Below are 23,710 nucleotides of genomic sequence, written 5' to 3'. Positions count from 1 at the left end.
CCATAGATGCAGAAACGATTGGCAGATTTAGTTCAATTGTTTTGGTTAAACGCGTTTTAAGGTTAGCTGTATGTGGTAATACAGTTGAGTGGCCTGGTACTAAAAGTACGTCATCAAAGGTTAAAGCTTCTTTAGCGATCCTAAGCATTTGCAACTTCTCATGATATATGTGGGTATAGGGAGTTGCGGGTGGATTTTATCAGCGAATCTCATTCTAGTAAAATAAAATTTGATATTTTGTGTTAGAATATTTTCCATTCAGCGCTAAATCAAACTGTTATGTTGCAAAATCAGATACAAAAAATTTATACCGTTTCCCTATTAAACAAAGAGATCCGCTATCTACTTGAGCAAAATTTCTTTTCATTGCAACTGACAGGTGAAATTTCAAATTTTATTGCGCCAAGTTCGGGGCATTGGTATTTCAGTTTAAAAGACGATAATGCGCAAATTCGCGCCGCCATGTGGCGCGGCAATAACCGTAGCGCAACTTTCAAACCAAAAAACGGTGACCAAGTTTTAGTTCGCGCACGTGTATCACTTTACGAGCCCCGTGGTGATTATCAATTAATAGTTGAACATATTGAGCCAGCAGGTGAAGGCCAGCTAAAGCAAGAGTTTGATGCGCTAAAAATGAAACTAGCTGGTGAAGGTTTGTTTGCCAGTGAATTTAAAAAGCCGTTACCCAATAACATTCGCCGTTTAGGTGTCATCACTTCGCCTACTGGCGCTGCCATTAAAGATATCCTTACGGTACTTGAAAAACGCGCACCACAACTAGAGGTGGTAATTTACCCTGCGCTAGTGCAAGGGAATGAAGCCCATATCCAGCTTATTGAACAATTACAGCTTGCTAATCAGCGCAATGAAGTCGATGTCATTATTTTAGGCCGAGGTGGCGGTTCAATGGAAGATTTATGGTGCTTTAACCACGAAATGCTAGCACGCGCAATTTTCGCATCTCAGCTGCCAGTTGTAAGTGCTGTTGGTCATGAAATTGATACCACTATTTCTGATTATGTTGCCGACCTACGTGCTGCAACACCTTCTCAAGCAGCAGAAATTGTAAGCCCAGACAAAAACCATTTAACTCAGCACATTGATGTACTGCAAAGCAAATTACATCACCACATGGTTAAGCATTTACAAGTTGCATCACATAATTACCAAGTACTTGAACAACGCCTATTACGATATCACCCTAACAACCGTTTAAACCAACAGACGCAACTACGAGATGAGCTTGAAATTCGTTTACTGAACAGCATTAGCCGTCAACTTGAATCTGCTAAGTATAATCAACACACATTAAAAGCAAGATTAGAAAAAGCGACGCCTCAAACCAAACTTACTCATGCGTCACAAAATCTACAAAACCTTGTAACCCGGCTGCATTCAAGCCAAGCCAAGCAATTAGAGATTTCTGAAAAACAACTTGCGGTCTTGGCAGCAAAATTAAATGCCACCAGCCCTCTTGCAGTATTAGCGCGTGGCTACTCAATGACGCAAAAAGACAATAAGGTTGTTAACTCTGTAGAGCAACTAAAAGAAGGTGATAACCTTATAACTCAATTTGCCGATGGCCATATGCACAGCACAGTTATACAGGTATCAAAGCGCGATGATAAATAAACAATTGGTAATTGATAGGCTGATATCACAACTTGAAAATAGCCTAGAAATTGCTGCGCAGTCAGCAAAGCACGCTCACCAAGATGCCACTCATGAGCAAAGCAAGGCTGAAACGCAGTACGACAGTTTAGGCATAGAAATGGCGTACCTTGCTGAAGGGCAAAGTAAACGTATAGAGTCGCTTAGACAAGATATTCATGTACTTAAAGAAACGCAGTTTCCAAATCAACACGAGCAAGTAAAGCTCGGCCACCTTGTTCACCTCGTTGATTGCCAAGCCGACACACCATTATGGGTGTTCATTTTACCCGTCGCTGGCGGCAATAAAGTAGTACTAGATGATGTCGTGTGCCAAATTGTGACGCCGAATGCGCCAATTGCAAAAAAGCTGTTAAAGCAATTTGTTGGTGATGAAATTCATTTTGATTGGTTAGCTAAAGAGTACGAAATTTACGAACTTATTTGAGTATAAAATCAGAATGTGCTTTTATTAACAAACGTTAATATTTAAGTGTAACCTGATGTATCTCTTATCTTTTTTGTTTTTTCTGATATTCAGCAGCAGTCTTGCCTTTAGCTGTGAAATTATTATGGGTTACCGCACAAGCGCACGCTTACCTTTAATAGATGCCATGCCCTCAGATAACGGACTTTACAAAGCAATTTTTAAACGTGCAGCAGAAAGTATTAACTGCACATTAAAAGTTAAAAGAGCCCCAAAAAAACGCATTATCAAATTGCTCAAAGAAGGGCATGTCGATTTTTACCCTGGTTTCGGTTTTAGCAAAGAGCGCAGTAACGACGTTTATTTTTTTGAAAATGGCTTAACCAGCCATAGCGTCATACTGACACACAAGGATATACCAAGCATAGCATCGCTCAATGATTTAAATAATAAGGTGTTACTAAAGCCCTATGGGGGTAGAAAGTTAGAAGTTGAGCAACAAGATATTTTAGTGCGTTACGGTCAAGATTTAAGCATCAGCGATGCCGTTAAAGTACTTGAGAAAAAGCAGGCTGATTTTTTTATCTACAACAAAGCATCGATAACCTATTACTTAGTAAACAACCCTAAAGCGCAGGTAAAAATTCATGAATGCTGTTTTGACGCAAAACCAATGTATTTAGGGTTTTCCAAAAAATCAAAGCACTTCAATGCAATAACAAACGAAAACTACCAAGCAGATAAAGCTCTTTCGTTTGATAATTTACCTTATAAAATTGATGAACATTCAAAGGCCAGCGCATTTGCAAAAGCAATTAATGCGCTGTCTGAAAGTGGTGAAATTGAAATATTAGAAAAACGGTTTTACAGTGCAGCACTCGATAGCGAACATATGGCCTCATCAGACATATCAGTTACAAAGCACTGATCCATTGTCTCTGCAGGGCACTCTGTAGTAGGCTTACCAACCACTTTCGCAGGCACACCCACAACAGTTGTATGTGCTGCAACATCAGCCACAACAACGGATCCTGCGCCAATTTTGGCGTCTTCACCGACATCGATATTTCCGAGTACTTTTGCTCCAGCGCCAATCAGTACTCCATGGCGAATTTTCGGGTGACGGTCGCCCTGCTCGTTACCTGTACCACCTAAAGTAACCCCTTGTAAAATCGATACGTTATCTTCAATAACAGCGGTTTCACCAACAACAATCCCCGTTGCGTGGTCAAACATGATGCCTTTACCCACTTTACATGCGGGGTGAATATCAACACCAAAGACTTCTGAATTACGGCTCTGAATAAATTGCGCAAGTTCTTTTCTATCTTGACGCCATAAGCAGTGTGCTAAACGATGTACTTGAATTGACTGGAAGCCTTTGAGATTTAAAAGCACCGTTAGGTAGTTATCAACCGCAGGGTCGCGGTCTCGCACCGCTTTAATATCATGGGCAACATTGTCAAGCATGGTGTCACAATTAACAAATGCTTGGTCAAATAACTCGCGGAAAGTGAAGGCTGATACTACAGCGTCTGATAATTTATTAGCCACAATAAAGCTTAACGCAGAACCTAAACACTCGTGATTTAATACGCACGAATAAACGTGGCTTGCCAGTAACGGCTCTTTTTTCACTAGGGCTTCTGCTTCTTTACGTAATTCTTGCCAAATTTTATGACGCATAACAACACCAATCACTTTAACTACTTTTAGCTCTATAGCTTAATTTTAAACGAGTTTAACGCTTTTTGTTAACTTGGGTAAGTAATTAAAGATAAGTTGTTAGACTGATTTATTTGCCTTTAGATAAATGTGTGCTAGAAATGGTGCCCCCTAATTAAAAATAACCGAATACTTAAATGAATAAGAATGTTGTACTTTTGGCTTTTTGCCAAGGACTTATCACCACAGGAAACATTTTACTTGTAACCATTTCCGCTCTGGTTGGGCAAGCATTAAGTCCAAGTACAACCTTTATTACTTTCCCTGTGGCGATGCAAATGCTCGGACTTTTAGTGACCACGATCCCTGCATCATTAATTATGGCCAAAACAGGCAGAAAACTTGGATTTAGCCTTGGTAATGGCATAGGCATTTGCGGTGCTGTGCTTGGTTACTTTAGTTTGATGCAAAGCCAGTTTTGGCTATTTAGTTTTGCCACGTTTTTAATCGGTATTGGTATCGGCTTTGCCACGCTTTATCGCTTTGCTGCCATTGAAGCAAGTGACAAACCTGCTGTGGCAATCTCAACCGTAATGGCAAGTGGTGTGGTAGCTGCAATACTTGGCCCTAATTTAGCCGTTTGGGTAAACCATCACTACCCTACGCTCAATTATGCTAATGCATTTATTGCACTCGCATTTTTATATTCAATCGCGCTAATGCTACTGCAATTGGTGACGTTTAATGAAATTTCTCATACGCAAAATAACGAACAAAGCCGACCGCTAAGAATCATTACTACTGCGCCTAAGTTTATGACCGCTGTTTTTATTGCCATGGTAAGTTATACGGTTATGAACTTATTAATGACAGCAACACCTCTGGCGATGCATCGCCATGGCTTTGACTTAGCAGAATCGGCATTGGTGATTGAATGGCATGTATTAGGCATGTTTTTACCTTCATTTTTTAGCGGTAAATTAATTGAACGTTTTGGCCAAGTCACCATGATGTATGCGGGAATTGTATTAATAGCGCTCTGCTGCTTAGTAAACTTACTGGGTTTAAGCCATTGGCACTTTTTAGCAGCGTTATTTTTACTCGGTGTCGGTTGGAATTTTATGTTTATCAGCGCGACACAAATGGTAAGCCAAACTTATTTACCCCATGAACGTGCTAAAGCCCAAGCGACTAACGAGTTTTTAGTGTTTAGCATGGTGACACTTTCAGCGTTAAGCGCAGGTTGGTTAGAAGCCACTGCGGGTTGGCAAACATTAAATCTAGTTACATTACCTATTTTAGCAGTAACAATGACTTGGTTAACAGTCTATAAAATAAAGCAAAAAGCGCAGCTAAAGGTTAGGGTTTGTTGATCTATGCTGTTCTATTTTTGTTCTTTTTGAGCGTACTTTTATCGCGGAGCTCGATGTGTGACCTAGCAATCTAAGCAAATATCGAGCAAAGCTTCCGCGTCCTGCTCTCGCCCCTTACCTACATCCATGTAGGCAACAATAAGAAAAGTGCGCTCAAAAGAACCGTTCCGCAGCGCTTGATTGGGTTTTCTGCTGTGTTATCGGCTGACTCACATAGAATAACTATGCCACGCAGCCTCTGCCTTGTATAAAAGCCAATCAAACTGCTGCAAAAACGAACTTAAAAGGTCAACAGACCCTAATTTAACGACAAGCTAATACCCTTTTTAGTTAGCAAATTGTGTTTGCAACCATTGATACAAAATCGTGAGTTCAACTCGGTGGGTATGGCATTTAGGTGTGACAAAGTAATAACTAAATGGCAATGTAATTTGCGCTTCATCAATGCGTTTTAGTTGCTTATCTTTAATTAAAGGTTTTACTAGTTGATGCCAAGCGAGTGCTTTACCTACACCATTTTTAGCTGCATTTAATGTAAGGCCTACTTCATCAAACACAAATTGGGCTGACATTGCGGGAAGTTTAAAATGCTTTTGCCAATGTTGCCAGCTTATGCCACCGGGTTTGTCTTCCATTCCTGCAGCATAATGTATCAAAGGCAATTCATGCTGCATTTCATAGACATTTGGCGCACATACCGGATAAACCACTTCATTTGCAAGCTTTTCAGCTACCGCATTTGCATATTTGGCGTTACCAAAATGAATATGACAGTCTATATTTTGCTGTTCAAAGTTAACTATTTGATACTGGCTAATAAAGTGTATTTGGTTGTTAGGTAGCAAAGCTTGCAGCTCGGCTAATTTATTCACTAATACACAAGAAACAACACTCGGGATCGCCGCTATAACCAGCTTTTTAATTTTCGGTGCTTGCGCTTTTTCAACACCAAACTCTATTTCTGAAAAGGCTTTTTTAACTGAGCTATAAAGCTGTTTAGCTTCACTGGTAAGTGCCACACCTTTTGATTGGCGAATAAACAATTTTACATCTAAATGCGTTTCTAGCTGCTTCATTTGGTGACTTACCGCACTTGGCGTTATGTGAAGTAAATCACTCGCTCAGCTAAAGTTAAGCTGCTGAGCGACCACAACAAAGGTGTGTAAATTGGATAACAGGCTAGTGTTCATACTTATGATTCAAATTTTACTCATATCACTTGAAAATATTATCACTTTATTTAACAACAGATAACCAGCAAAATTCCTTTAAACCTGTTTTAAATTAGGAAACAAAATGTCGAAGCACAGTGCCATAATTGAATGGCAAAAAGCGCCTAATGAAATGTTTATCGATGGGCGTTACAACCGAGTTCATCAATGGCATTTTGATGGCGGCTTTTCAATGCCTGCCTCACCCTCTCCAATGATAGTGCCAGCCCCCTTTTCTAACCCTGACTTTGTCGACCCTGAAGAAGCCTTTATTGCATCGCTTGCAAGTTGTCATATGTTATTTTTTCTGCACTTTGCCGCAAATAAAGGTATTGTGATTGAGCGTTACTCTGATAACGCTATTGGCGAACTTGCTAAAAATGATAATGGCAAACTATGTATCACAGGAGTGACGTTAAAACCTGAAGTGATATTGGCAGAGCAATCAATTGCGCATAAAAAAAGCTTGGCAGAGTTACACCACCAAGCTCATGAAGCCTGCTTTCTAGCGCGTTCAGTTAATTTTGAGATTAATATAACATTAAACGAATAAAGGCAGCCTTGGCTGCCTTTAAGCTTAAATCAGTTCTGCATTAGTATGACAAATCAAATTATTGACCCAGTTAACATATTGGCGGTGAATTTTTTACCATTGTATTTTAAATTTACCGAGTCTTTATATTTAATATCATAGGTTTTAGCGTTGTAGTTAATATCACCATTAATTGGTGGCTACGAATATTAAGCTGTCCAGCAATCTTACCGGATTCTAGCTTTTGACTTTGCCAACCAAGCTGAACACAGGCTTTTAAAATTGCCTTGACAACATCCATTTGTGTTAATGTTTGGTTCGTTGTTGGTACTAAATTATTGTTAAAGTTTCTCACCGGCACTGTCGTTTTACAGGCTGTTAAGCTGGCTAGTAAAACACTTACCAACGCAAATTTTTTAATCATAAAGCTTCCTATCAATATGTCGCATGAACAAACATGCACTAAGTTAGCCTCATTATTTCATTGCGTTAACCATTTATTCAGCCATGTAATTTACTTATTAGTTAATATTTTTAAGTAAACTTGCGATTAGCTTATTTTAACCAATCGTCTTACCGCTCAAAACCCAAAAATAACTTGGCATATTGAATAAGGCCAGGTTTGGCATAATGTAACAACGGCTCACGATCGACTTTTCGACCATACAGGTATATTTCATTCACATCTGTAGATAGCGAAATATCTTGAAAGACGTCAGCGCTATGCAACGAAAAGTGTGCATCAGCGCCAGGTTTTATCTGCCAGTCAATGTCTAAAAATGCGTAGGCATCAAGGGTTGCTGATTTAATCAATTGCCATGGTGAAAGACCAAATCGCGCTAAGTGAAATAGCTCGCGATGAAAGCCTACACCTTGATACATTGCTAAATTTGCAGAGTCTGAGCCAATTAACAACTTAACGCCCTGTGCATTTAACCGTAATAAGGCATCTTGCATATTACCCTCAACTTGCTGTGCATCTAATTTTTCTAACCATGTTAAATAGCGGGGATGTTGTTGTGAAACTGGGTAGTCCTTGAGAAGGGATTCATCCACCAGCGCTTTTGTCATTGGAATATTCAAAACAGAGATGTGTAGTTGTGATTTCGTTGCTTGATGCATAAACAACAACTCAGTCATTACACCGACAGTTGGGATCACTATGGTGCCATTTTTTGCCAATATCTTTGCCATACCTTCAGGCATTTTATCCTTTGGTAAGTGAGTAATTGCAGTGGCACCAAATTCACTCGCTGTTTTTACATCTTACCAAGTACCAACATGAACTACCGATTTAATACCCAATTCATTCGCTGTGTCGATAAATGCTTTAAACGTTGCTTTATCAAGGGTTGGTCTTTTCAAATTATCGTCGTAAACGACTTTCACAACATTTGGTTTTGCCTTGCTCAAATCAATTAGTTCTGCGCGAGCCTGCTCTGGTGAATTAATCAAACGATTTGGCTCACCAAAATCACAATGCCCATTAGGCACGGTAAAACAAGGCCCAGCAGCAAAGACAAACGCTTCATTGCGGATAGGACTATAACGCTTGTCTCGGTAGCCTAGGATATCTTGTTCATCGCTGAATAAGTCCAACCAACCATGTACCCCTGCATAGATCATGGCATTTGCTGTACCACGAATACCAATGTATTGATACTCAGAACGATCAAGCGACGAATTACCCATGCTATGAGAATGCATATCAATCATGGCGGGCATTAATACTTTCCCTTTTCCATTACGCACATCACTGTGATGCAAGGTATTTGTAAAAGGTACAATCTTAGCTATTTTGCCATTTTCGATAGCAACATTAACATGTTCCAATTGCTGAGTTTCAAAGTTAGGTAGCAATACATTGCTTAACACAAAGCTAGGCGATTGCGTATTTGCAAATCCCATAAAGGTAATCAAATTAAGTAAACAAAAAAGTACTATTTTCATATTTTTTCTCCAAATTTAGGCCGCAAAAAGCCCCACCGAGTTAAAAGCGTTAATTTTTAATCATGGTTTTTTAGTTGCTAGAGGTTAAAAGCGTGTTTAATTACAGTTGCCACACCCCGACTTGTCGTTACAGGGGGAGCATTATCTTTAAAGCGCAGTAAGTAGCTGCCATTTTGCCATTTTTCGATTTGCAGTACCTTTTTTGCATTAATAATACAGTTGCGATGCACCCTTAAATAAAAGCTTGGCAGAATAGTCAGTAATGAGTCTAATGTGCCTTCTAAGTGATGTTCAGAATTTGCTTTAACTGCACGACATAGACCATTATTGGTAGTGATATAGGTGATATCGTGATAATCCAAAACGCGCATCTTATCACCGACCTTTGAAATTAAAGGCACCTCACTTAAAGTATTAAGCTGACTCTTGTCATCGTTAGGTTTTATGTTCACCCGCGATAATGCTTCGCGTAAACGCGCTAAATTAAAAGGTTTTAACAAGTAATCCAAAGCACGACTTTCAAATGCTTGAATAGCATACTCACCATAAGCAGTTGTGAAGATGATATGGCAAGGGTGCGAGATTGCATCCAGCACATCAAACCCATTTAATTCCCCCAATTCAATATCAAGCAAAACCACATCTGGACGGTATTGCTCTATGCTTGTAATGGCCTCTTGTGGATTATCGCACTCGGCAACTAACTCAACCCCCGTTATTTGCGCCAGCTGCATTTTTAGCTTTTGTCTAGCTGGCGCCTCATCCTCAACAATCACGATTCGCAAGTTTTGATTGGTAATGTTACCCGACATCTTGCACCTCCATGGTTAGATAAAATTAAACGTCCATTCATTAAAGCAAGTCGTTTAGCAGTAATATCTAAACCATGCCCTAGGTCATTTAACGGTTGTTTAGTAAGTTTTGAATCAAGCTGTGTCTGACTAAACCCTTGGCCATTATCAGCAACCTCGCAAACTAAATTATCTTGTTCAATTTGAATTCGAATTGTCAGTTTAATCGGCCTTACCTTTACGTGTTTAATCGCATTTTCAATTAACGGCTGTAACAATAATGGGGGTACTTTAATATCGCTAACTTGAGTTTCATCAAGCAGCCACGTGACTTGCAAACTATCGGTAAACCGTGCTTTCTCAATAGCTAAATATGTTTTGCAAATGGTAATTTCGTGACTTAACGTTACTTGCTCTGTTTGTTTATCAAGAGAATATCGAAGAATATCTGACAGTTTTTGCAGTACTTCATCTGCTTGCTCAGTTGATTGATACATTAAGGCTGAAATTGTATTGAGTGAGTTAAATAAAAAGTGCGGGTTCAACCGATTATTTAAATTCACCCACTGTACTTTCTCTCGAAGCCTACGCTCCTGTTGTAAACGTAGATATATCACATAGAGCTGTGTCATTGAAAAGTAAAATACTCCCCAAAATTGCTGAAGTCACTTGATCTGATAAAGTGAAGCGATAATGGGGAAAAGCCATAAAATGTAATTCATTAACAAGCATCGCCCCCACAAACATTAGCGCAACAAATACAGCTCCTTTCAAAACGACATGCAAGTTACGCATAAATGAGAATTGACTTAGCTTATAGTGGAGCCAATAAGGTCCTATATAAAAACAAGCAAGCCAAATCGGTGCACTGATAATGATGATATCAAAATGACCTGACGAATGATGAAGCCACTCTGGTACTGTGGGAATTAAATAAGTTAAAAACAGTAAAACGGTGATACTGATTTTTTCTTTTAAACTAAACGTCATAATTTCTCTAATTAATTGCCTGTACGCAACATAACCTAGCCTATGCGCTCGCTCAAGCGGCAATTAACTCAGTTGTAGAAATCATCAGTTGAATGGTATAACAAACTTGCTAAACGGTCGTTAAAAAGCCTGCAAAATGCAGGCTTTTTAACGGATTTAAAACAAAAATTAAGTGATTTACTTAAATACGTCTTTCACATCCATCACTTCGATGTTGGCTTTATCGATAGCTAGCTTGTAGCTTTCAATCACCTTATCTTCATCGGTAAGTGATTTTGGTTTTTCAGCATTGTATTTAAGCGGAGAAACAGTTTCGTTTGCTAAGCGCGCTTTCATGTCTTTTGCATCACCGGTAATAAATACATAGTGAATGTTTTTATTTTGCAGGTTGTCACGAATAACACGATTTACATCTTCAACAGTTAAGCTCGCAAGCTGCTTACGCACATACACCACAAACTCATCGGTATTGTAGAACTTGCTATCAAGTGCATAACCTAGCTGGCGATCTTGGCTTGCAACCATTTGCGGCACAAAGTTGGTTAAGAAGTTACGGGTTGATTCGAAATCTTCTTTGCTCATGCCATTTTCAATTAACTTATCAAGCTCGTATTGAGCAACACGCGTTGCAAAGTGCGCATCATTGTTAGAGCGTAGTGGGCGTAACCAAATTTGGAAAATCTGCTCAGAGCGACCTAAGTTAGCATCTGGTTTTGTTTGGTACATACCACGCGGGAAGTATTCTATATAAGCGTAATCACCGTAGTTCATACCTCGAATTTGGCGAATGCGCTGATACAAGAAGCTGTTTGAGTTACGGTGCTCACCAAAATAAGAACGCATTAACCAAAGTGCCGCCCAATCTTTATCGCTACGAATCGTATCAATCGGGAAACCAAAGCTCACCGCTGTTGATTTAGCTGGCTTTTCTATGATGGTTGCATGACGACCTTCCAACTTAGGCGCATCAGCAATCGTTAGGCGCTTTTCACTGCCTGCAGGAAGTGTGCTTAAGTCTTTAAGCAGTTTTGCTTTTGCTGCATCCGACATGGAGCCTGAAATACCGACATTTAATTTAGCTTGAGTGAATTCAGCTTTATAAAATGCTTTTAAGTCTTCAAGTGTGAGTGCTTCTAAATCAGAAATATCTCCATAGTTGTAGCTTTCATAAGCGTGACCTTGGTAAAGCTTGCTGTATAACACTTCTTTGCCAAGCTCTTCATCATTAGATGCTTTTAGGCCTGCTTTGATGCCATCAAGCTGTTCTTTCTTTAAACGCTTAAAGTCATCTTCACGCCAGCCTGGATTAAGTAGTTGGTCACTAACAATTTTGTACCACTCGTCTACCTTGTCTTTATTAACACGGCCACGGAATGACACCATTTCTTTATCAATTTGCACGCCAAAGCTACCAGCAATTGGGTAAAGCGCTTTTTGAATTTCTTTGTAAGTGCGCGATTCAGAGCCACCGCGTGCAATCATATTAGCAGTGATTGCTGCAAGGCCTTTTTTACCTTCAGGATCAGCTGCTGCACCAGTGTAGAATAATAGGTTTACATCAACTAGCGGTGAGCTGCTACGCATATCAAGTACAGAAAATTTCGCATCGCCTTGCGGTTTGCTCATTTCGGCAACAGCACCGTTTAAGTCAACTTCTTGCTCAAAACCTTTAACCGATTTAAGTGCCGACATAGTCACAGTTGTACGGCCCGAATCAATAAAGTACTTATTGGCAATTTCACGAATATCTTCTGCAGAAATGCTATCTGCCGTGGCGTAAAGCTGATTAATCACTTCAGGGTCACGCTCAAAATGCATGTAGCTCGCAAGGGTTGACGCAATTGCTTGCGATGAATCTAGACCATTCACAAAGCTGTACTTTAGGTTAGACTTTAAGTTAGCAAGCTTATCTGCATCAACTAACTCGGTGCGCGCTTTTGCATAAGTACGATTAATCGCATCGCGTGCTTTTGCTAAATCTTCTTCTTTTTCAACTTTTACAAAGACGTGCAATAAACCCGGATCTTTCGTTTCAGCGTTATAAGTAAACATCTGGCTAGCAAGTTGCTTTTCAACCACTAACTCTTGGTAAAGCGCTGAGTTATTTGAGAAATACAGTTGCGAGATTAGATCAACCGCAGCACGGTCTTTTTCCGTCGGCTGCCACGCAGGGCCTTTGTAAGAAACAAGTAACCAGTGGCCTGGTAAACCTTCGCTTTCTTTATGCAGGTATTTTGCCGCTGTTTGCTTTGGCTCTACTGGAATATCAGCAACATAATCGCCACGCTGCCAGTCACCCCAATGCTTTTTAACCAGTTCAATGGTATCGATCGGGTCAACATCACCGGTAATAATTAGCGATACATACTCTGGTTTATAAAACTTTTTAAAGAACTCTTCACCGTAAGCCATTTGATCTGGCATTTTTTCAATGTCTTCAAAAAAGCCCATGGTAGTGTGCTTGTAAGTATGCTTTTCAAACGCTTCATTACGCACTGCACTTAATAGCTGACGGATTGGATTAGCATTGTTTTTAAGGTATTCACCTTTAACCGTCAGTGCTTCTGTTCTAAATTGTGACTCAGAATATTTAAGATTTTGGAAAATATCGCCTTTAATTTCAAGCACAGTCTCTAAATGCTGTTTTGAGAAATTAAGGTGGTAGTTGGTGTAATCGTTTGTGGTGTAAGCGCGGTTATCTACACCTGAATTTTTAAGTATGTCTGAGTAAACATCTTGTGGGAATTTCTCAGAACCTTTAAACATCATATGTTCAAAGAAGTGCGCAAAACCTGTTTTACCAGCTTCAACTTCGTTACGTGAACCTACTGATACTGGAATTTGCAGTGAGACTACATCTGGGTAATCTGTTTTAACCACCATAACGCGAAGACCGTTATCAAGCTCGTCTAACACGTAATCTTGTGCAAATACTTTGTTTTCAGCCTTTACTGACGTGGTAGCTTGCGCATTATTTGATGATGTTGTGCTATTACAACCAGCAAGTGATAGTGCAATTGCTACACTTGCTGCAACCAATTTAAGTTTCATACTGTTTCCCTTGGTTTGGATTATTTTTCTATAGAATTTTTTCTAAACTGGGTAATTATGGCGATGTTAACGATGTTAAGCGAGCAATTGCGGTAAATGGGTGTAAATGTTTTGCAACATTAGAATTCAGAATCAAAAGCTCAGGATTCAGATTTGAACGCTGAAACCTGAAACCTGAAACCTGAAACCTGAAACCTGAAACCTGAAACCTGAAACCTGAAACCTTCATAACATGAATTTATCTCAACTTGAATTACAAAAATTTTCAGTCGCAATTTTTAGCTATAGCTATTTAGACGTCTAAAAGTCTGTTATAGTTACCCTATCGAAATTATTTATGGTGCGGAACAATGGCTTTATCTTTACAACAGAAAATTCAAGACCCAACACAAGGCGTTTATTTAATTGGTACTACGCCACCAAAAATGGGTACTGAAAAAGATAAAGTTGAAGAAATTGCCAATAAATTATTAGGTCGTTTACATGAGATTGAATATGACGGTTTAGTAATTTACGACATTCAAGATGAAAGTAGCCGTACCAGCGTACCACGCCCTTTTCCGTTTAAGCACACTGTAGACCCTCGTGAATACAGTTTGCTGTTAAGTGACTTATCAGAGTTAGATGTAATCACCTACAAAAGTGTAGCGCAGCGTGGTGTAGAAGAATTTAATGCGTGGCTAACAGAAACCAAAGAAAAATACTCTTTGAACAATTTAGTCTTAGTAGGTAGCCCATCATCGGAAGGTGACATTAAATTAAGCTTATCGAACGCGTATAAAGCATTAAGTGAGCATCAAAATAAGTTTTTCTTAGGTGGTGTTACTATTGCAGAACGTCATGCATCAAAACGTAATGAACATGAACGTTTATTAGAAAAAACAGCACAAGGCTGTGAGTATTTTATCTCACAAGCGGTATATGATGCACAGGCAACTATCGACTTAATCACAAGCTATGCCCGCAGTTGCAAGCAACAAGGCCTGACGCCAAACCGTATTATATTAACCTTTACACCGTGCGGCAGTGAGAAAACATTAGAGTTTATGCAGTGGCTTGGTATTTCTGTGCCAGAAGCAACTAAATGGCGCATTTTAGATTCTGAGCAATCACTAAATGAATCAGTGCGCATTTGCCGTGAAAATCTAAACCTTATTTTACAAAGCTGTGCTCATTTAGATGTGCCACTAGGTTTAAACATTGAGAGCTTAACCAACCGTAAAGAAGAAATTGATGCATCAATTAATCTTTACCGCTTATTAAAAGCAACGATGGAATTAAACTTAGCTGAAAAACAACTTGCCAGTTAATTGTGCTCGTTAGGGTTTAACGGGCTTAGCCCTGCGATAGAGTGGCGTATAGCCACTTTTTCTTTAAGCGCTTTAAAGTTGTAATCTTCCCAGTTAATTTTTGTTTTGTGCGCTTGATAATGAGCAACATTTTGCTTGGTTAATACATCAAGGTTAAAAATAAGTTTCTTCTTATCTTGTTTTGCAAACAGATCTTGACCTAAGTTGTGCAGAATAATACTGATCAGCGCCCACGCCCCCATCACTTTATGGCCGCCAATAGAAGCACTTAGGGATTGTTTTTCAACTGCTTTAACCGCTCTTGTAAGCCAATCAAAACCGCCAATAAAAATGTCTTTATTCGGTATTTTACCACTGTCAACCGCGGCTTCACTGGCGCCTAAGGCCATTAAATCTGATGCAGCCAATATCACATTAACCTCCGGAAAGCGTGCAAGTAATGCTTTGGTTTGCTTGTAAGCAATTTGCTCTGACCATCCCGCATGGACCGCTTGATAAACAATGCCCTGATTACTTTCAAAGTACTCTCTCATGCCATTAAATCGCGCTTGTGATTCACTGCCATAGTGCCCATTTATTGCTACAACTTGGGTTTCCTTGTTAGGCAATTTCGCATTTTTAAGTAATGCTAGCGCCTTGGCTAATTGTTTACCCGCCTGATGATTATCGAAATAAATTTCACCTATCCAATGTTTATAATGTTGGCCAGCAAGCCCAATTTTCTCACGTTCCTCATCAAAAATGGTTTGCTCTAAAGTGACGAATTTAATTTTGTTCTCATCTAATAAGGACATTAATGCATGTGAACCACCTGGGTGATTTAATACGATGGCGTAGTTTGGTTTTTTATTTTTGGCTAGATAAGATTTAACAGATTCCAACTGAACAATGCGGTTTCCCATGCCATAAATCACTTTCAATTTAGTATCAAATTGCAGCGCAGCTGATTGGGTGATTTCCTCTACACTTTGCCAAAAAGGTTCGTTAGGAATGGACCGGCTTACAAATAAAATATCGAGCTCAGCGCGCACTGAAATTGAGAAAAAATTACCAATATTACTAGGTAGTTAAGCGCTTTTATCATTTGCCCGAAAACTCACATAATCATTAATAAAGTATTATCAAAGATAACCGCAAAAGCGAATTAAAAGATTAAAAAACCAATAAAAGAAAGGAGTTATATTATGGTTTTGCTAAAACCATGTTTTTTACAAGCTAAACAGTTAGCTAAAAATGTGATTGTAAATAGAAAAGGGAGAAGGTATCTCCCTTTTTTTGAGATTAAAGATTTGGCCCAAGCCAGCGCTCAGCCTCAGCTAAACTCATTCCCTGACGCTTGGCATAATCTTCAAGCTGATCTTGCTGAATTTGCGCAACGGCGAAATATTTCGAATCTGGGTGAGAGAAATACCAACCTGACACCGCAGCGCCCGGCCACATTGCATATGAGCTTGTCAGTTTCATACCGATGCGATTTTCAACATCAAGCAACTGCCAAATTTTCTGTTTTTCAGTGTGCTCTGGGCACGCAGGGTAACCCGGAGCTGGACGAATACCTTGGTAGTTTTCGCGAATAAGCTCATCGTTCGATAAGTTTTCATCGGCAGCAAAGCCCCATATTTCTTTACGAACGCGTTCATGAAGATATTCAGCGAACGCTTCAGCTAAGCGATCGGCAACCGCTTTTACCATAATCTTGTTATAGTCATCTTGCTGCTGCTCGAACACATCCGCTAAATCGTCTTCTTCTAATCCGCCTGTTACAGCAAAAGCACCAAAGTAATCTCGCGTACCTTTTGGCGCGATATAATCAGCTAAACAATAATTCGGAAAGTCTTTTTTCTCGGTCTGCTGACGTAACTGGCAACTTGTCACAAGTACTTCAGAGCGAGATTCATCGGTGTATATTTCAATATCATCTTCAACACGGTTAGCAGGGAAGATACCCATCACACCTAACGGTTGCAGTTTGTTTGATGATGCTAAATCATCCAGCATCTCGTTAGCATCTTTAAACAGTTGCTTTGCCTCTTCGCCAACAATTTCATCTTCTAAAATGCGCGGGTATTTACCAGCGAGCGACCACGTCATAAAGAAAGGAGTCCAGTCGATATACTCACGTAGTGTCTCAATCGATACATCTTTAAACTCGGTCACACCTAGCTGTTTTGGCACAGGTGGCGTGTAATTTACAAAATCAATTGGTGCGCTATTAGCGCGAGCTGCCTCAAGTGTAACTGGTTTTGAGCGTGGGCGTTTACGCGCTTGTTGCTCACGCACTTTCTCGTATTCAGCGGTAGTTTTTGCTAAAAACTCTGGCTTTTGCGTTTTGCTTAACAAGCTTGACGCCACACCAACCGCACGCGAGGCGTTATTTACATACACCACGCCTTTGTTATATTCCGGTTCAATTTTAACCGCTGTATGCGCTTTTGATGTTGTTGCACCGCCGATTAATAGTGGAATATCAAACCCTTGGCGTGTCATTTCTTTTGCCACATGCACCATTTCATCAAGCGATGGTGTGATAAGACCTGAAAGACCAATAATATCGACTTTCTCTTCAATCGCGGTACGTAAAATAGTTTCTGCAGGTACCATTACGCCAAGGTCGATCACTTCGTAGTTATTACATTGCAGTACTACACCCACAATGTTTTTACCAATATCATGTACATCACCTTTAACGGTAGCCATTAGAATTTTACCGTTGGTTGCACCCTCTTCTTTTTCCGCTTCAATAAATGGATCAAGATAAGCAACCGCACGCTTCATAACACGCGCCGATTTGACTACCTGAGGTAAGAACATTTTACCTTCGCCAAACAGGTCACCTACTACATTCATACCGTCCATTAATGGACCTTCAATTACTTGAATTGGTTTGTCTGCTTGTTGACGTGCCTCTTCGGTATCTTCGTCAATAAATTCCGTAATACCTTTAACAAGGGCATGCTCTAAACGTTTTGCAACAGGCCAGCTACGCCATTCTAAATCTTCTTTTTTCGCTTCAACACCCTTGCCTGAGTATTTTGGCGCAAGTTCTACTAAACGCTCACCTGCTTCAGAATCACGGTTAAGTACTACATCTTCAACTGCATCACGTAGCTCTTTTGGAATATCATCATAAACCGCGAGTTGACCCGCATTTACGATCCCCATGTCCATACCCGCTTTTATGGCGTGATATAAAAATACCGAGTGGATTGCTTCACGCACTGGGTCATTACCGCGGAACGAGAAAGACACGTTAGAAACACCGCCCGACACTTTACAGTGCGGTAAGTTTTGTTTAATGCGGCGTGTGCCTTCAATAAATTCAACAGCGTAGTTGTCGTGCTCTTCAATCCCCGTGGCTACCGCAAAAATATTCGGGTCAAAAATAATGTCTTCCGGCGGAAAGCCTAGTTGATCGACTAAAATGCGGTACGAACGCTGACAAATTTCAAATTTACGATCGGCAGTTTCGGCTTGCCCTGTTTCATCAAACGCCATAACGACGGCAGCCGCACCAAAACGCTTAATGATTTTAGCTTGCTTAATAAATGGCTCTTCACCTTCTTTAAGTGAAATTGAGTTAACGATTGCCTTACCTTGAATACATTTTAAGCCTGCTTCAATTACATCCCACTTAGATGAATCGACCATAATCGGCACACGTGATATATCTGGCTCTGACGCTATTAGGTTTAAAAAGCGTACCATTGCGGCTTTTGAGTCCAACATGGCTTCATCCATGTTGATATCGATAATTTGTGCGCCATTTTCTACTTGCTCACGGGCAACTTCTAATGCGGTTTCGTAATCTTCTTCTAAGATTAAACGCTTAAATCGGGCTGAGCCCGTAACATTAGTACGTTCACCAACATTGGTAAATACTGCTGTACTGCGTGTCATGTTTGCTCCTAGTTTAAATTACAGGCTTCAAGGCCGGCTAAGCGCATACGCACTTCAAGTTCTGGTAATTGGCGTGGCGCAACATTTTTGGTGCCTTGATACATCGCATTAATGTGCTCAGGCGTCGTACCACAACAGCCACCAACAATATTAATAAAGCCCGACTTTGCCCAATCCACGATTTCTTTTGCCATTTCGTCTGATTCTAAATCGTACTCACCAAATTCGTTCGGTAAGCCTGCGTTAGGGTGAACCGATACAAAGGTTTCACACACACGTGATAACTCTTCTACATATTGGCGCAATAAATCTGGCCCAAGGGCACAATTAAGGCCAATAGAAATAGGCTTAATATGACGAATAGAATTGTAGAATGCCTCGGTTGTTTGACCTGAAAGCGTACGACCCGATGCATCAGTAATGGTACCAGAAATCATTACAGGTAAAGTAACGCCTGCGCGCTCAAATGCTTCTTCTACCGCAAAGGCAGCTGCTTTTGAATTGAGCGTATCAAAAATAGTCTCAATCAGAATTAAATCTGCACCACCTTCAATAAGTGCCAGTGTTGATTCAATGTAAGCTTCAACAAGAGCATCAAAGGTAATGTTTCTAAAACCAGGGTCGTTTACATCTGGCGAAATAGAACAGGTTTTTGACGTTGGACCAAGCACACCCGCTACATAGCGCGGTTTAGCTGGGTCTTGTGCTTCAAATTCATCACACACTTTGCGCGCCAATTTTGCCGATTCAAGATTGATTTCACGGCTTAGCCTAGCCATTTCATAGTCTTCCATTGAAATGGTGGTCGCGTTAAAGGTATTGGTTTCAATAATATCAGCGCCTGCCGCAAGATATTCACGGTGAATTTGTTCAATAATTTGCGGCTGAGTTAAGCTTAGTAAGTCATTATTGCCTTTGACCAACACATGCCAATTTGCAAAGCGTTCGCCGCGGTAATCTTCTTCTTCCAGTTTATATTTCTGGATCATAGTACCCATAGCACCATCAAGAATATGAATACGCGCTTTTAATGCAGCGCTTAACTGCAGTGATTTATTCGGCATAATTGTTAGTCCTTACGTCTTGACTGACTAAGTTAATATCATATGGTGTGGTTTGGTAAACGTAATAGTTTAACCAATTTGAAAATAATAAAAAGGCGTGGCTCTGCCAAGTTTTGCTTGGTTTGGCGCTAGTATCATCATTAGGAAAATAATTATTTGGCTTAGGCGCATTCTCATCTTTTTCTAAGTCGCGTAAATACTCTTTTTTCAAAGTATCTGCATCGTATTCTGGGTGACCAGTTAAAAATACCTGAGAGCCCGATTTATTTTTGATTAAAAACGCGCCAACTTCGGGCGAACCGGCTATAACCTCTAGCTGGCTATGGTTTGCAATATCCGCTTCATTAATATGACCGTAACGCGAATGCGGCACTAAAAATTCATCATCAAAACCACGCGTTAGCGCTGCGTGCTCAAAATAACGTTGATGTTTAAATACACCACACAGCTTTTTCGCTTTAAGTTTGCGCTTTAATCCGTAGTGATGAAATAGCCCTGCATGAGCGGCCCAGCACGAAAACAAGGTAGAAGTTACATGCTGTTCAGCCCATTCGAAAATTTCTTTCAATTCTTGCCAATAACCAACATCGCTATATTCTAGGTGTGCTAACGGCGCGCCAGTCACAATCATCGCATCGTAGTTTTCGTTTTTAACTTCTGAAAAATATTTATAGAACATATCTAAGTGTTGCTCAGAGGTATTTTTACTGCGATGGGTATCTAAGCGCAATAATTCGACATTTACTTGCAACGGAGAGTTAGCCAATAAACGGATAAACTGTACCTCAGTTTCAACCTTATTAGGCATTAAGTTTAAAATGGCTAATCGCATTGGACGGATCTCTTGTGTTTTAGCTCTGCTTTCGGGCATAACAAACACATTTTCTTGCCTTAAAGTGTTAATGGCGGGCAACTGATCGCGAACTGTAATTGGCATCATTTTATCCTTATTACTGTGGTAAATTAGCTTTAACCTTAGGTATGAATAAAAATTTTAATACTTGCACTACTTGCTTATCCAAACCTGAGGACAATTATGAACAGATACCCAGAAATATCAAGCTCCAGATGTTTAGATGTCTAAAACTTTTTTTGTGTTTTGCCTAATCACTTCTATATTTAAAGTCATGCTGACTTTTCACTGTGGTTTAAATAATCCGTGTTAACACACTCAGACATTGATCAAAAGCATGTTATTGAACGAATGACGGATATAGTTGCTTGTCTAAATAGCAGTGCATCAATTGAAAAATTTTTACTCGATATTCACTGCATACTTCAAAAAGTGACTTATGCAGATAACTTCTATGTTGTTCTGCAAGACGATAAAGAGCGGTTAACATTTCCCTACTTTCATGATGTTAAAGACGATATTGATGTTGATTCGCTTCAAGGAATAGATAAAGAAGAGCTTAATCATACTCTGACGGCCTACGCATTATCTAACCATAGAGTATGCAACTATCAAGCCCATGATATTCAAAATCTCATTGAAACAGGCACAGTAAAAATGCTTGGCAGCTTACCCAAACAATGGCTTTGCTTCCCTTTGAGTCACCGCAATGAATTTTTAGGTGCGTTTATTATTCAGTCTTATCGCAATGAAAATGAATATGACACTACTATAGTTGATGTTTTATTTACTATTAGCCATGTAATTTCATCTGCGCTCGATGCCTTTCATACACAACAGGCATTAGTGAAAGCAAACACTAAACTGCAAAGTTACCAGCTTGAATTGGAGGCACAGGTAAAAAAGCGCACCGAACAGTTAGAAGAAAGCGTTAATAATCTTAAAAAGGAAATCATGTATCGAGAGGAATTACAAAACGAGTTAGAGCATGAATCATTACATGACAGTTTGACCAAACTTGCAAATCGTAAGTATCTTTTTAAAAAAATTGACGAATTAACAGCAAAACACCTTCGTAACCCTCAAAATATTTATCTTTTATACTTGGATTTAGATGGATTTAAACAAATTAATGATAATTTTGGTCACCCAATGGGGGATGCCGTTTTAGTTGAGGTTTCTTCTCGCATACAAAAAATGATTCGCCCTTATGACTTTGCAGCTCGTGTTGGTGGCGATGAATTCATTATTATTTTTGATGAAAATCTAACATATGATGAGGTATCGACTATTTCACAACGTATTATTAATGCTATTTGCGAGCAAATAATATGTGAAGATCAGACCGTTAATGTAGGTGTGAGTATTGGTATATCTTCAACTCACGAAAACAGCCTAAAGCCGACAGAGCTTATTCATTATGCAGATGTTGCACTTTACCAATCAAAAGAAAATGGTAAAAGGCAATTTACATTCCATAAGAATGAATCAATTAGAGCGCTGCCTTAAACATTTCAGTTCACATTAAATGCTTAACGAGCAGAAGGTTAGCACGACTAATTTGATTTGCTTGTGCTAAAAATAACTCTGCGGTGGCCATTGCATCAGTTAATGCGTTATGGCAACGGTACTCAGGCAAACGATAACGTTCACGGCAATTTGCCAAGGTTAGACTATCTTGCGCAATAATTTGGCCCTGTCTTGCTAGGCGTTTATGTTCAATTTGCATGGTATCGAGTATGGCAAGCGGCTTATGTAACAAGCCTGCTTTATTAAATGCTAGTCGCAGAAATGACCAGTCCAATTCTTGGTTATGAAAAATTAATATTTTGTCATCAAGTAGCTCATTTAACGCTTTAAGTGCCTCATTTAATGGCACTCCCTGCGCTAAGCTATCAATGTCTATACCATGGAAAACCGGGCTTTGATTGAGATTACTTACCTGATTATTTATAAAGTGCTGGCAATTTCCAATTTGAATTCGCTGATGACTGATTGGCACCCAAGCGATAGAAACAATTTCATCTTGTTTTGCATTTAGGCCAGTTAGCTCTAAATCAATCACCAAATAATCGGTTTTAAAGCAATTGGCTTTTAACACATCTGCGTCTTTATCTGGTAACACAAAAAAACGCTTTATTGATTCAAATAACCCCATCATAAACTTCCTCTTGCAAACTTAAAGGCAGCCGCTTGTTGCGCCTGTTTAATTAAGTAAAAAGCCTCCTTAAGTTGGTGTCTTTCAAGCGAAGTTAAATCTTCTGGGTCAATACAGTTTGCAGGTAAGCCTTTTTGTTGCAACTGTACGTTTAAACGCAGCTGAGTAAGGTAGCGCCAGCAATCTTTCAAATCATAAATATCTGATTTATTTACATCCGACTTTTTAGAAAGTGCGCCTAGGCGCTCTAGGGTATTAGCAGCGGTAATATTGTGATGTAAGGCATATAAGCGAACAATATCATTAATAATCGCTACACCACGCTTTTTTAAATCAAGATAGCTGTGCTTTTGCTGATTTTTCTCAAGCTTAAACTGGTTAAATAAACCGATAGGAACAGAGTTGGCGTTGATATCCGTCGCCATCGACGCAAAAAATATTTGATTTTTAGTGGTTGTTAAAATGCCTTTACTAAAAGAATCGAAAAGACTTTCTGAACCTTCAACAAAGCGAATATCAAAAAAGATTTTACAATTTAAAATGGCCTGAGGTGATGGGCTCTTAATCCATGAACTAAACTGATTTAGCCAACCCGACAGTCCCATTCGGCAATTATCGCGACTTGCCATAATGCCACCAGGGCATTCTTTAATACCGCAGGCAATTAGGTTGTCACAAACAAATTCACCCAGTGCTTTAAAGTAATCCAATTGCGGCTGTGTAAGGTTATCGGGCAGTAGTAAACCATTGTCTTGATCTGAGTGTAGAGTTTGCTCTTCTCGCGCTTG

The 23,710-nt window shown here is 39.6% G+C and carries 23 protein-coding genes and 1 pseudogene; 7 read left to right on the top strand and 17 right to left on the bottom strand.

The genetic code is table 11. The features are described 5' to 3' along the window. Positions 1 to 148, bottom strand: a 148-nt coding sequence (locus ABYD77_RS09875; RefSeq protein WP_372769390.1) for an IMP dehydrogenase, incomplete at its 3' end; no start/stop codon positions are given. 131 nt (positions 149 to 279) lie between these two features. On the opposite strand from ABYD77_RS09875, the gene xseA reads away from it, so the two are divergent. The 3 genes from xseA to ABYD77_RS09860 all read left to right on the top strand — a co-directional run bounded on the left by xseA (position 280) and on the right by ABYD77_RS09860 (position 3,005). Then, positions 280 to 1,632 (top strand): exodeoxyribonuclease VII large subunit, encoded by a 1,353-nt coding sequence (gene xseA, locus ABYD77_RS09870; protein ID WP_372769384.1) that lies wholly within the window; start codon positions 280 to 282, stop codon positions 1,630 to 1,632. Next, positions 1,622 to 2,098: a transcription elongation factor GreAB gene (locus tag ABYD77_RS09865; protein ID WP_372769382.1), complete on the top strand. Its 477-nt coding sequence runs from the start codon at positions 1,622 to 1,624 to the stop codon at positions 2,096 to 2,098. Before xseA ends, ABYD77_RS09865 begins: the two co-directional genes overlap by 11 nt. Before the next feature lie 124 nt (positions 2,099 to 2,222). Then, positions 2,223 to 3,005, top strand: a complete 783-nt coding sequence (locus ABYD77_RS09860; RefSeq protein ID WP_372769380.1) for a substrate-binding periplasmic protein — start codon at positions 2,223 to 2,225, stop codon at positions 3,003 to 3,005. Here the strand turns inward: ABYD77_RS09860 and cysE are convergent. Continuing rightward, on the bottom strand, positions 2,942 to 3,763 hold the full coding sequence (gene cysE, locus ABYD77_RS09855; RefSeq protein WP_372769378.1) for a serine O-acetyltransferase: 822 nt from the start codon (positions 3,761 to 3,763) through the stop codon (positions 2,942 to 2,944). The genes ABYD77_RS09860 and cysE overlap by 64 nt on opposite strands. Before the next feature lie 176 nt (positions 3,764 to 3,939). Between cysE and ABYD77_RS09850 the strand changes: the two genes are divergently transcribed. Further along, positions 3,940 to 5,115 carry an MFS transporter gene (locus tag ABYD77_RS09850; protein WP_372769376.1) on the top strand — a complete coding sequence of 392 codons (1,176 nt, stop codon included), beginning with the start codon at positions 3,940 to 3,942 and terminating at the stop codon, positions 5,113 to 5,115. A gap of 326 nt (positions 5,116 to 5,441) precedes the next feature. Here the strand turns inward: ABYD77_RS09850 and ABYD77_RS09845 are convergent, their stop codons facing one another. Together ABYD77_RS09845 and ABYD77_RS09840 are read right to left on the bottom strand one after the other, a co-directional pair. After that, positions 5,442 to 6,134, bottom strand: coding sequence for a LysR substrate-binding domain-containing protein (locus ABYD77_RS09845; protein ID WP_372769388.1), 693 nt, complete (start codon positions 6,132 to 6,134; stop codon positions 5,442 to 5,444). Beyond that, a pseudogene (locus ABYD77_RS09840) lies at positions 6,126 to 6,224 on the bottom strand (LysR family transcriptional regulator); the annotation flags it as partial. The pseudogene ABYD77_RS09840 and the gene ABYD77_RS09845, both read right to left, overlap by 9 nt. A 187-nt stretch (positions 6,225 to 6,411) precedes the next feature. On the opposite strand from ABYD77_RS09840, the gene ABYD77_RS09835 reads away from it, so the two are divergent. After that, on the top strand, positions 6,412 to 6,879 hold the full coding sequence (locus tag ABYD77_RS09835; RefSeq protein WP_372769374.1) for an OsmC family protein: 468 nt from the start codon (positions 6,412 to 6,414) through the stop codon (positions 6,877 to 6,879). Positions 6,880 to 6,991: 112 nt separating this feature from the next. On the opposite strand, the gene ABYD77_RS09830 is transcribed toward ABYD77_RS09835, so the two are convergent. The 7 genes from ABYD77_RS09830 to ABYD77_RS09800 all read right to left on the bottom strand — a co-directional run bounded on the left by ABYD77_RS09830 (position 6,992) and on the right by ABYD77_RS09800 (position 13,640). Beyond that, complete coding sequence (locus ABYD77_RS09830) at positions 6,992 to 7,282, bottom strand: hypothetical protein (protein ID WP_372769372.1); 291 nt, start codon at positions 7,280 to 7,282, stop codon at positions 6,992 to 6,994. A gap of 149 nt (positions 7,283 to 7,431) precedes the next feature. Continuing rightward, complete coding sequence (locus ABYD77_RS09825) at positions 7,432 to 8,052, bottom strand: hypothetical protein (RefSeq protein ID WP_372769371.1); 621 nt, start codon at positions 8,050 to 8,052, stop codon at positions 7,432 to 7,434. A gap of 72 nt (positions 8,053 to 8,124) precedes the next feature. After that, positions 8,125 to 8,808 (bottom strand): hypothetical protein, encoded by a 684-nt coding sequence (locus tag ABYD77_RS09820; protein WP_372769369.1) that lies wholly within the window; start codon positions 8,806 to 8,808, stop codon positions 8,125 to 8,127. A 77-nt stretch (positions 8,809 to 8,885) separates the two neighbouring features. Next, entirely contained in the window at positions 8,886 to 9,620 is a 735-nt protein-coding gene (locus ABYD77_RS09815; RefSeq protein ID WP_372769367.1) for a LytR/AlgR family response regulator transcription factor, read from the bottom strand. Then, positions 9,581 to 10,162, bottom strand: coding sequence for a sensor histidine kinase (locus ABYD77_RS09810; RefSeq protein ID WP_372769365.1), 582 nt, complete (start codon positions 10,160 to 10,162; stop codon positions 9,581 to 9,583). Before ABYD77_RS09810 ends, ABYD77_RS09815 begins: the two co-directional genes overlap by 40 nt. A 22-nt stretch (positions 10,163 to 10,184) precedes the next feature. After that, entirely contained in the window at positions 10,185 to 10,589 is a 405-nt protein-coding gene (locus tag ABYD77_RS09805; protein ID WP_372769363.1) for a hypothetical protein, read from the bottom strand. A 177-nt stretch (positions 10,590 to 10,766) separates the two neighbouring features. Further along, a complete protein-coding gene (locus ABYD77_RS09800) occupies positions 10,767 to 13,640 on the bottom strand; it encodes a M16 family metallopeptidase (protein ID WP_372769361.1) in 2,874 nt (957 codons plus the stop codon). Positions 13,641 to 13,990: 350 nt separating this feature from the next. Here ABYD77_RS09800 and ABYD77_RS09795 point away from each other — a divergent pair, with 350 nt between their 5' ends. After that, entirely contained in the window at positions 13,991 to 14,950 is a 960-nt protein-coding gene (locus ABYD77_RS09795) for a hypothetical protein (RefSeq protein ID WP_372769359.1), read from the top strand. On the opposite strand, the gene ABYD77_RS09790 is transcribed toward ABYD77_RS09795, so the two are convergent. The 4 genes from ABYD77_RS09790 to metA form a co-directional block, all read right to left on the bottom strand. Next, positions 14,947 to 15,981: an ABC transporter substrate-binding protein gene (locus ABYD77_RS09790; RefSeq protein ID WP_372769357.1), complete on the bottom strand. Its 1,035-nt coding sequence runs from the start codon at positions 15,979 to 15,981 to the stop codon at positions 14,947 to 14,949. The two genes, ABYD77_RS09795 and ABYD77_RS09790, sit on opposite strands and share 4 nt — an antisense overlap. Before the next feature lie 250 nt (positions 15,982 to 16,231). After that, the gene (gene metH / locus ABYD77_RS09785) at positions 16,232 to 18,847 is read right to left on the bottom strand and encodes a methionine synthase (protein WP_372769355.1); all 2,616 of its coding nucleotides are present in this window, start codon (positions 18,845 to 18,847) and stop codon (positions 16,232 to 16,234) included. A gap of 8 nt (positions 18,848 to 18,855) precedes the next feature. Next, positions 18,856 to 19,911: a homocysteine S-methyltransferase family protein gene (locus ABYD77_RS09780; RefSeq protein WP_372769353.1), complete on the bottom strand. Its 1,056-nt coding sequence runs from the start codon at positions 19,909 to 19,911 to the stop codon at positions 18,856 to 18,858. Then, entirely contained in the window at positions 19,901 to 20,848 is a 948-nt protein-coding gene (gene metA / locus ABYD77_RS09775) for a homoserine O-succinyltransferase (protein WP_372769351.1), read from the bottom strand. The genes ABYD77_RS09780 and metA overlap by 11 nt, the downstream gene beginning before the upstream one ends. A gap of 222 nt (positions 20,849 to 21,070) precedes the next feature. Between metA and ABYD77_RS09770 the strand changes: the two genes are divergently transcribed. After that, the gene (locus ABYD77_RS09770) at positions 21,071 to 22,273 is read left to right on the top strand and encodes a diguanylate cyclase domain-containing protein (protein ID WP_372769349.1); all 1,203 of its coding nucleotides are present in this window, start codon (positions 21,071 to 21,073) and stop codon (positions 22,271 to 22,273) included. A 10-nt stretch (positions 22,274 to 22,283) separates the two neighbouring features. On the opposite strand, the gene ABYD77_RS09765 is transcribed toward ABYD77_RS09770, so the two are convergent. Both ABYD77_RS09765 and ABYD77_RS09760 read right to left on the bottom strand, forming a co-directional pair. Continuing rightward, on the bottom strand, positions 22,284 to 22,922 hold the full coding sequence (locus ABYD77_RS09765; protein ID WP_372769386.1) for a 3'-5' exonuclease: 639 nt from the start codon (positions 22,920 to 22,922) through the stop codon (positions 22,284 to 22,286). Then, a partial coding sequence (locus ABYD77_RS09760) for a putative nucleotidyltransferase substrate binding domain-containing protein (protein WP_372769347.1) occupies positions 22,922 to 23,710 on the bottom strand: 789 nt, incomplete at its 5' end. The genes ABYD77_RS09765 and ABYD77_RS09760, both read right to left, overlap by 1 nt.

Source organism: Pseudoalteromonas sp. (assembly GCF_041629635.1).
Lineage (GTDB): Bacteria > Pseudomonadota > Gammaproteobacteria > Enterobacterales > Alteromonadaceae > Pseudoalteromonas.
This window is presented reverse-complemented; position numbering and strand designations above follow the sequence as displayed.

Bases quoted from the DNA above. Each gene is read 5' to 3' on its own strand.
- xseA (WP_372769384.1), top strand. From the start codon at position 280: ATGTTGCAAAATCAGATACAAAAAATTTATACCGTTTCCCTATTAAAC.
- ABYD77_RS09865 (WP_372769382.1), top strand. From the start codon at position 1,622: ATGATAAATAAACAATTGGTAATTGATAGGCTGATATCACAACTTGAA.
- ABYD77_RS09860 (WP_372769380.1), top strand. From the start codon at position 2,223: ATGGGTTACCGCACAAGCGCACGCTTACCTTTAATAGATGCCATGCCC.
- cysE (WP_372769378.1), bottom strand. From the start codon at position 3,763: ATGCGTCATAAAATTTGGCAAGAATTACGTAAAGAAGCAGAAGCCCTA.
- ABYD77_RS09850 (WP_372769376.1), top strand. From the start codon at position 3,940: ATGAATAAGAATGTTGTACTTTTGGCTTTTTGCCAAGGACTTATCACC.
- ABYD77_RS09835 (WP_372769374.1), top strand. From the start codon at position 6,412: ATGTCGAAGCACAGTGCCATAATTGAATGGCAAAAAGCGCCTAATGAA.
- ABYD77_RS09830 (WP_372769372.1), bottom strand. From the start codon at position 7,282: ATGATTAAAAAATTTGCGTTGGTAAGTGTTTTACTAGCCAGCTTAACA.
- ABYD77_RS09825 (WP_372769371.1), bottom strand. From the start codon at position 8,052: ATGGCAAAGATATTGGCAAAAAATGGCACCATAGTGATCCCAACTGTC.
- ABYD77_RS09820 (WP_372769369.1), bottom strand. From the start codon at position 8,808: ATGAAAATAGTACTTTTTTGTTTACTTAATTTGATTACCTTTATGGGA.
- ABYD77_RS09815 (WP_372769367.1), bottom strand. From the start codon at position 9,620: ATGTCGGGTAACATTACCAATCAAAACTTGCGAATCGTGATTGTTGAG.
- ABYD77_RS09805 (WP_372769363.1), bottom strand. From the start codon at position 10,589: ATGACGTTTAGTTTAAAAGAAAAAATCAGTATCACCGTTTTACTGTTT.
- ABYD77_RS09800 (WP_372769361.1), bottom strand. From the start codon at position 13,640: ATGAAACTTAAATTGGTTGCAGCAAGTGTAGCAATTGCACTATCACTT.
- ABYD77_RS09795 (WP_372769359.1), top strand. From the start codon at position 13,991: ATGGCTTTATCTTTACAACAGAAAATTCAAGACCCAACACAAGGCGTT.
- metH (WP_372769355.1), bottom strand. From the start codon at position 18,847: ATGACACGCAGTACAGCAGTATTTACCAATGTTGGTGAACGTACTAAT.
- ABYD77_RS09780 (WP_372769353.1), bottom strand. From the start codon at position 19,911: ATGCCGAATAAATCACTGCAGTTAAGCGCTGCATTAAAAGCGCGTATT.
- metA (WP_372769351.1), bottom strand. From the start codon at position 20,848: ATGCCAATTACAGTTCGCGATCAGTTGCCCGCCATTAACACTTTAAGG.
- ABYD77_RS09765 (WP_372769386.1), bottom strand. From the start codon at position 22,922: ATGGGGTTATTTGAATCAATAAAGCGTTTTTTTGTGTTACCAGATAAA.